Source organism: Nostoc cf. edaphicum LEGE 07299 (assembly GCF_015207245.1).
Taxonomy (GTDB): Bacteria; Cyanobacteriota; Cyanobacteriia; order Cyanobacteriales; family Nostocaceae; genus Nostoc; species Nostoc edaphicum_B.
Map to the genome: position 1 here is coordinate 1 of NZ_JADEXF010000543.1, position 4,002 is coordinate 4,002.

General features: G+C 42.4%; 5 protein-coding genes. 4 read left to right on the forward strand and 1 reads right to left on the reverse strand.

Annotated features, from left to right (window positions below):
* The 4 genes from IQ229_RS16485 to IQ229_RS16500 all read left to right on the forward strand — a co-directional run.
* A partial coding sequence (locus IQ229_RS16485; RefSeq protein WP_322744005.1) for a septum site-determining protein MinC occupies window positions 1-384 on the forward strand: 384 nt, incomplete at its 5' end.
* 172 nt (window positions 385-556) lie between these two features.
* Window positions 557-1,363 carry a septum site-determining protein MinD gene (minD, locus tag IQ229_RS16490; protein ID WP_104908781.1) on the forward strand — a complete coding sequence of 269 codons (807 nt, stop codon included), beginning with the start codon at window positions 557-559 and terminating at the stop codon, window positions 1,361-1,363.
* A gap of 36 nt (window positions 1,364-1,399) precedes the next feature.
* Entirely contained in the window at window positions 1,400-1,690 is a 291-nt protein-coding gene (gene minE, locus IQ229_RS16495; protein ID WP_194045484.1) for a cell division topological specificity factor MinE, read from the forward strand.
* Between the two features lie 144 nt (window positions 1,691-1,834).
* Complete coding sequence (locus IQ229_RS16500; protein WP_194045486.1) at window positions 1,835-2,380, forward strand: DUF3592 domain-containing protein; 546 nt, start codon at window positions 1,835-1,837, stop codon at window positions 2,378-2,380.
* Window positions 2,381-2,508: 128 nt separating this feature from the next.
* Here the strand turns inward: IQ229_RS16500 and IQ229_RS16505 are convergent, their stop codons facing one another.
* Window positions 2,509-3,846, reverse strand: a complete 1,338-nt coding sequence (locus IQ229_RS16505) for a hypothetical protein (RefSeq protein WP_194045488.1) — start codon at window positions 3,844-3,846, stop codon at window positions 2,509-2,511.
* Between the last annotated feature and the right edge of the window lie 156 nt (window positions 3,847-4,002).

The window sequence follows — 4,002 nt, forward strand, 5'->3', positions numbered from 1 at the left end:
GCTACAGCGATCCCCCAAGAAGATGCCCTCTATTTAGAAATGACAGTCCGCTCTGGAGTAGAAATTCGTCATCCTGGGACAGTAATTCTCTTGGGAGATTTAAATCCAGGTGGTATTGTAATTGCAGATGGGGATATTATTATCTGGGGTCGTCTGCGTGGAATCGCTCATGCTGGGGCTGGAGGCAATAGTGAGTGTCTGATTATGGCCTTGCAAATGGAACCAACCCAACTGCGGATCGCAGATGCTGTAGCGAGAGCACCAGAAAAACCGCCAATGCAGTTTTCTCCAGAGGTGGCACATATTACGCCCCAAGGAATTCGTATCGCTAGGGCTACTGATTTTTCCAGAAACCAATTTACCAAGAGCAATCAAGAGCCATAAATATTTACTTAAAGAATGAAGTATATAGGTAAGGATGAAATAAGACAAATATTCATGCCTCGCCCTCATCAGGGAGAACAGATATTTCTTCATACTTGATACGATACTTCATACTTTATACTGCAATTTACTGTTTTATATTTCCTGAACCCTCATTGACCGCATTTCTATCATGACTCGCATTATTGTGATTACCTCCGGTAAAGGAGGAGTGGGTAAAACCACAGTTTCAGCAAATTTGGGTATGGCTTTGGCCAAAATGGGGCGTCAAGTTGCTTTGGTTGATGCGGATTTTGGTCTGAGAAATTTGGATTTGCTCTTAGGGCTGGAAAACCGCATTGTTTATACTGCGGTAGAAGTCTTAGCCAGAGAGTGCCGTTTAGAACAAGCCTTGGTGAAAGATAAGCGCCAACCCAATCTCGTACTTTTGCCAGCAGCCCAAAATCGCTCCAAAGATGCAGTCACACCCGAACAGATGAAGTTATTGGTGAATGCACTAGCACAAAAATATCAGTATGTGATTATTGATAGTCCTGCCGGGATTGAAAATGGGTTTAAAAATGCGATCGGGCCGGCCAAAGAAGCGCTAGTTGTCAGCACACCAGAAATTTCCTCAGTTCGCGATGCCGATCGGGTAGTGGGGTTACTTGAGGCACAAGGTATCAAGCGTGTTCATTTAATAATTAACCGCATCAGACCCTCAATGGTGCAGGCAAATGATATGATGTCAGTGCAAGATGTTCAGGAACTTCTCGCCATTCCCCTGATCGGGGTAATCCCTGACGACGAGCGTGTTATTGTATCTACCAATCGCGGCGAACCCTTAGTGTTAGCGGAAAATCCATCTTTAGCTGCGACAGCCTTTGAGAACATTGCTCGTAGATTAGAAGGGGAAAGTGTCGAATTTCTGGAGATCGACTCGTCCCAAGACAGCATCTTCGCCCGTATACGAAGGTTGTTCAGGACAAAGATTGTTTAACTTACCTTTCCAGTCTCCGCCCCAGACCTATTCGTAATGATTGAACTTCTAGAAAAACTTTTTTTTCGCGGCCCTGATAGCAGTCGAACTCAAGTCAAACGTCGCCTGCAATTGGTGATTGCTCATGATCGCGCTGACTTAGATCCTCAAACGTTGGAAAAAATGCGGAAAGAAATCCTAGATGTAGTCTGTCGCTATGTAGAAATTGAGACAGAGGGCTTGGAGTTCTCCTTAGAAAGCAACCAACGAACCACAGCTTTAATTGCTAATTTGCCCATCCGCCGAGTGAAGGGTGCCATACCTGAATGGGAAAGAGGTGATAAATAAGTCTTTATAGTTTTAGCATTAAGTTTTAATAACTATAAGAGTATTTACAAAAAAACGATTCTACGTCAGATGAGTTGAGATAACACAGTGTTTTATTTGGGTATACTTGCATACAAGTAATATTGAGACTATGTTTAGGCTTGTATGGCACAGCTTCAAATAATCTTTTTTCGGCTAATTTTGCTTGTATCTGCTTCGATTTTTATCGGGCTGGCTATTATTTGGGGGGTGATGGTTGTTACAATCACTAGGTTGTCAACCTGGTCAGTTCTAACCCAGCCACGTATTCAATGGGAATCCACCTTTGCAACTGTAGTTCGTCGAGAAACCTTCACCTTTACGAAGTCTGAGCCAGAGGGTAAAAAACTGAGCTGTCCGGTAATTCGATTTACGGTTCAAGGTCAGCAGTATGAAGAACAAAGTGGGCCTTGCGTTATAAAACGCCGTCCTTGTCAAGATTCAAGGCAGAGAAAGTGTCCCAGAGATCTTCAATTTGACAAGGGACAAATAGTAAAGGTTTGGTATGATCGCACCAAACCTCAAAGCACTTTTATTGGAACTACTGCACCTGCTCAATCTAACTTAGGAGATGCTATTAAAGTATTTTGTACTCTAGCAGTGCCGACTGGAGTTTTGCTTGTGGTTGCTAAAGTGATGCTAGATGCTACAAAGCGGCTTGGAAAGACTTAGGAGTAATCTAGTTTCTCACTGTCCCTTACTGACGAAGAATGGGACTCGCCCATTAATGGGAGATTGCAAGATTTTTTCTGTTAACTGCCCCATTCACAAGGGGATGAGGCTTGTAACTAGCCAATAAACTATCGGTAGGCAACTTGTGGGCCTGCCCAAATTTCTGTCACCTTTTTACCAAAAGTAATCGGCCGATCGTTGTCTGTTGTAGTTATAGTCTTGCCATCATTAGCAACTTGCATTAATGGCCAGTTTTCCTCGCCCAATTCCCCTGCACGGAATAACACATGTTCTGGTTGGCTTTTACTCCAACCTAACAATACGGCAATTTTTTCATGTTCTTCCTCACTAACAGGAGTGACTGTGTTAGCGTGATTTTTTTGCCGATCCCAAATCACTGCACTATCTGTAGAATCACCTGTGTTAAAGATACCTTCAAACTTGCGTGCTAAGAAGCGATCGCCTTTTTCTGACCAACTAACTGGAACTAATACCCCAATCTTTCCACTGGGATCATTTTCTTCTTCTGAAGACTCCCCCTTTACAGCCTTTACCTTTAATAAAGGATCGCTAACTGGAGTAGTTGAAGCCATCACCCACAATTTCTTAGTGTGCATATCTTGGACAAACATCATGCTGGTGACACGGCTGTTGTACATTTGGGGTTTTACTTCCAGTTGCACTCGACTATAAACAGCATATTTACCATCTGGAGAAATCACCGGTACGCTACGATAGTGACGCACTCCAGAACCACCATTAGCAGCAATAGCTTCTTGAGTTGCTGTAATCCATTTCCAAGGAATCGGATGAGGACTACCGATGGGATCTATTTGTTCTGCTTGGGACTCATTAGCTGTTTCCACAACAGGTATTTCGGTCGTTGTGGTTGATTGAGATTTTCTAATAGCTGGTGCTACTTGAGTTGCTGTTAATGATTCGGTAAAGGACTTTTCTCTAGAGAGATAATTTTCTTGTCTTCTCAAAGACTTGACATTAGCAGCTTTAAGTTTGCGTATTAAATTAAGTTGGCTAACAGGAACATCCGTTGATGGTGCGAGTTCAACTGCTGCCAAAGAATCGGGAACAGTTACATCGCTTAAATCTAAATTGCTGCTTGAGAGATAATTATCTACTTCAGTTGAAGACTCAATTGTATTCGCTGGTAATACTTGCGGTTCCTGAACAGCAGTACTTTGTGTTGGCACAGAGTCAAATTCTTCTGTTATCGATTCGATTTGATCTGTTTTTAATGTTTCAGCTATCTCAGGTTCCCCAACTACAGCTATTTCCTTTGATACAGAGTCAGATTCTCCAGCCATCGAAGTTAGTTTATGTACTTCGGATCTTACTGGGATCGTGTGAGCCGATGCTCCTAATAAAGGTGCAATTAGTATCACAACGACAACGTAATTGAGAAATGGTTGTGTGCGGAACCATCCTGACAGCAAAAGGGGTTTAAGCATTTGTAGACTCTCTAGAGGGGGCAATTGCTATGTGAGAAGCAATACATCAACAGCAATGGAGCAGGTGGTAGTTATATGTATAACAAGAAACTAAAAGTAATGACGAAATAATATCTTCAAAGTTTGCAGAGGTTTACAAAAATTAAGTATCATTGT